Below are 3,375 nucleotides of genomic sequence, written 5' to 3'. Positions count from 1 at the left end.
TTCATGGCGGATATCTCCCATGAGCTGCGCACGCCACTGTCGGTGCTGCGGGCCGAGCTGGAGGCCATGGAGGACGGTGTGCGCCCGCTCACCCGCGAGTCACTGGCGGGCCTTCAGGGCAGTGTCACCACCCTGAGCAAGCTTGTCGACGACCTCTACGAGCTCTCGCTCTCCGATGCCGGTGCGCTCAATTATCGTATGGAGACACTGGATCTCGCCGCGTTGGCGGGGGCGATCGCCGAGCAGTGGCGCCCGCGGATGGCCGATGCGGGGCTCATGCTGGAGCTGGAGTTGCCCGACGCGCCGGTGACAGTCACCGCCGACCGTGGCCGCATTGGCCAGCTCCTGGGTAATCTGCTGCACAACAGCCTTTGTTATACGGACCGCGGCGGCGAGGCGCGCCTCGCCCTGGCCACGGTGGGCGGCGAGGCCGTGCTGCGGCTGGAGGACTCTGCGCCCGGCGTGCCCGCCGAGGCCCTGGAGCGGCTTTTCGACCGGCTCTACCGGGTGGAGGGCTCGCGTAGCCGCTCGAGCGGCGGCGCCGGTCTGGGCCTTGCCATATGCCGTAACATCGCGGAGGCCCACGGCGGCCGCATCGACGCGTATACGGCCCCCACCGGCGGTGTCGGCATTCGACTGACGCTCCCGCTGGCGGGCTGAGTGACGGGACCTGATTAACCAGGAGGGTATCCAGGGCATGAGTGGACGCATCCTCATCGTCGAGGACGAGCCCCAGCTCGCGGGGCTGCTGGCGGACTATCTGCGCGCGGCGGGCTACGAGCCGCACGTGCTCGACGACGGCCGCGAGGTCGTTCCCTGGGTCCGGGCCAACCAGCCCGACCTCGTCCTCCTCGACCTCATGCTTCCCGGCGAGGACGGCATGAGCGTGTGCCGTGCGATCCGCGGCTTCAGCGATGTGCCGGTGGTCATGGTCACCGCCCGGGTGGAGGAGATCGACCGCCTTCTCGGCCTGGAGCTCGGTGCCGACGACTACATCTGCAAGCCGTTCAGCCCCCGGGAGGTGGTGGCGCGGGTCAAGGCCATCCTGCGCCGGACCCGCAGCGATCCACCCGCCGGGGGAGGCCGCGGACTCGCTGTGGATGAGGCCGGTTACCGTGCCAGCCTCGACGGCGAGCCGCTGTCGCTGACCCCGGTGGAGTTCCGCCTGCTCGCCACCCTGGCGGCGCACCCCGGACGGGTGTTCTCCAGGGATCAGCTCCTCGACCACCTCTACGACGACCATCGCGTGGTCACCGACCGGACGGTGGATACCCACGTCAAGAACCTGCGCCGCAAGATGGCGGCGATCCGCGGCGACCAGGAGCTGATCCGCTCGGTCTACGGGGTCGGCTACCGGCTGGAGGCGCTCGACTGATCGCCGCTCGGGGCGCGCACGTCCGGGAAACGGCCGGAGGCGTATCGGTCGTGACACTGCACGCAGTTCCTGGTCATGCGCTCGTAGACATGTAATTCCTTGGCGGTATCCCGGCGCTGGCCCGCGCGCGCGAGGTCGGCGGAGATGTCGTGGAATTCCCGGTCGAGCTTGATGAATCCGGGTGGAACGGCCGCCTTGAGATCCTTGCGGTCCTGGGACGTGAGCGAGCGTTTGAGTATGAAGCTGTCGTGGATGCGCTGCGCGTTCTGCCTCACCGACTCGTGATCGCCGGTCACGATAGCGGTGTGGATACGGCCCATGGCGGATTGCACGGAGCGCATCTCCTGGCGCAGCAGACGGTCGAGCTTGTCGGTGAGGTTGGGCGTCACCGACGCCTGGCCGAACGCGGCGCTGCCGACGGCGATAGCGAGCACCGTGGTAATGGCCGTTGCGAATAGCCGTGGATGACGGAGTACGGGCATGGCGCACCTCCTTTAAAAAGTACATAAAATGAATGTTATAAAACGATAAGCGGCGCCTCCTGTCGGGTCAAACGCGCCCGGCAGACGTTCACATTGTCTTCGCGATTCGCGCATATTCCCTCCATTGCCCGTGAGCAGAATCGTCTGCGAGGTCGCGGTCGGCCGCGGCCGAAACCCTTGCAGCAATCACGGGAGATGACCCATGCGTAAAGGCAAGCTCTTGATCGGTGCCACCGTTCTCACTGTCGTCGTTGCGGGCGTGGCCAATGCCAGCCCGGACCGGCGCGGGGGCCACGGTGCGTCCATGATGTCGGGTGTGACCCCGGACGACCTGCCCATGAGCGTCCAGGACCTCAAGGACCGCCAGGCGGGCCGTTTCTCGGAGGCGGACGTCAACGGTGACGGCCAGCTCGACGCCCAGGAGATGCAGGCGCTGATGATGCGCATGCGTGCCGAGCGCCGCATCCAGCGGCTCGACAGCGACGGTGACGGTGCCGTCAGCCAGGACGAGTTCGCTTACCCGATGGAGCGCCGGCTGATGCGGATGGACCGCAACGGCGACGGCCGCATCGAGCGCAGCGAGATCGCTCGCGGCTGGCACGACGGCGACCGCCGCGGCGCCTATCGCGAGCGCGGTGAGCGCTGGGGTGACGACGACTGAAGCCGCCGGTGGGGGCACCGCGTGCGGTGCCCCCTACCATCAGCGGAGGGGCGTCGGCCCGTCTCGACAAAGGAGGGTGTATGAGCACGGAAGACGAGGACGGCGGAACCCCCGCCGTGGAGACGGTGCGGGTGTGGGACCCCGTGGTCCGGCTGTTTCACTGGTCGCTGGTCGTGGCCTTCACTGTCGCCTATCTCTCCTCCGAGGAGGACAGTGCGCTCCATGTGTACGCCGGTTATGTGGTACTGGCGCTGATCGTCGTGCGCCTGATCTGGGGCGTGGTCGGCTCGAGGCACGCGCGTTTCGGCGACTTCGTGCGGCCGCCAGGGGAGGTCTTTGCCTACCTGCGCGGGCTGGCGTCCGGTCGGTCGCGGCACTACCTCGGCCACAACCCGGCCGGTGGCTGGATGGTGATCGCCCTGCTCGTCAGCCTGTTCGCCGTGACGCTGAGCGGCGTGATGCTCGACACGGCCGAAGGCGGTGCGCTTGCCGCGGCCGGTAGCGGCAGTGTCGCGGTCATCGCCACGGCGCACGCGGATGACGGCGAGTACGGTGAATACGGTGAGCGCGGTGAAGGGGACGAAGGCGGTGAGGAGTTCTGGGAGGAGGTCCACGAGGCCTCGGCCAACGTGACGCTCTTTCTCGTGTTCCTTCATATTGCCGGCGTGATCGTTTCGAGCCTGCTCCATCGCGAGAACCTCATTCGTGCGATGGTGACGGGCCGCAAGCCCAGGGCCTGAACGCGGGCCCGGGCCGGCCGCCCGTCTTGCGGGTAGTGGGCGGCCGGGCTGTCGCGGCGGGGGGCTGTATTGCGGGTCAGCCCCTCGCCGCCGGCAGGTTCAGCATCACCACGCCGG

The 3,375-nt window shown here is 68.1% G+C and carries 5 protein-coding genes; 4 read left to right on the top strand and 1 reads right to left on the bottom strand.

The window, feature by feature from the left end; all coding sequences use genetic code 11:
* A partial coding sequence (locus tag G7A99_RS17035) for an ATP-binding protein (RefSeq protein ID WP_240466326.1) occupies positions 1-660 on the top strand: 660 nt, incomplete at its 5' end.
* A gap of 37 nt (positions 661-697) precedes the next feature.
* The gene (locus G7A99_RS17030; RefSeq protein WP_163142368.1) at positions 698-1,375 is read left to right on the top strand and encodes a response regulator; all 678 of its coding nucleotides are present in this window, start codon (positions 698-700) and stop codon (positions 1,373-1,375) included.
* Here G7A99_RS17030 and G7A99_RS17025 read toward each other — a convergent pair.
* The gene (locus G7A99_RS17025; protein WP_018719264.1) at positions 1,351-1,857 is read right to left on the bottom strand and encodes a hypothetical protein; all 507 of its coding nucleotides are present in this window, start codon (positions 1,855-1,857) and stop codon (positions 1,351-1,353) included. The two genes, G7A99_RS17030 and G7A99_RS17025, sit on opposite strands and share 25 nt — an antisense overlap.
* Positions 1,858-2,059: 202 nt before the next feature.
* Between G7A99_RS17025 and G7A99_RS17020 the strand changes: the two genes are divergently transcribed.
* Complete coding sequence (locus G7A99_RS17020) at positions 2,060-2,518, top strand: EF-hand domain-containing protein (protein ID WP_163142365.1); 459 nt, start codon at positions 2,060-2,062, stop codon at positions 2,516-2,518.
* An 80-nt stretch (positions 2,519-2,598) separates the two neighbouring features.
* Positions 2,599-3,258 (top strand): cytochrome b/b6 domain-containing protein, encoded by a 660-nt coding sequence (locus G7A99_RS17015; protein WP_163142362.1) that lies wholly within the window; start codon positions 2,599-2,601, stop codon positions 3,256-3,258.
* Positions 3,259-3,375 lie beyond the last annotated feature (117 nt).

This window comes from Arhodomonas sp. KWT (assembly GCF_010993615.1).
Note: the sequence above shows the minus strand (reverse complement) of the source record. Positions and strands in the feature narration are given on the sequence as shown.

Coding starts and splice junctions, on each gene's coding strand:
- G7A99_RS17030 (WP_163142368.1), top strand. CDS start 698: ATGAGTGGACGCATCCTCATCGTCGAGGACGAGCCCCAGCTCGCGGGG.
- G7A99_RS17025 (WP_018719264.1), bottom strand. CDS start 1,857: ATGCCCGTACTCCGTCATCCACGGCTATTCGCAACGGCCATTACCACG.
- G7A99_RS17020 (WP_163142365.1), top strand. CDS start 2,060: ATGCGTAAAGGCAAGCTCTTGATCGGTGCCACCGTTCTCACTGTCGTC.
- G7A99_RS17015 (WP_163142362.1), top strand. CDS start 2,599: ATGAGCACGGAAGACGAGGACGGCGGAACCCCCGCCGTGGAGACGGTG.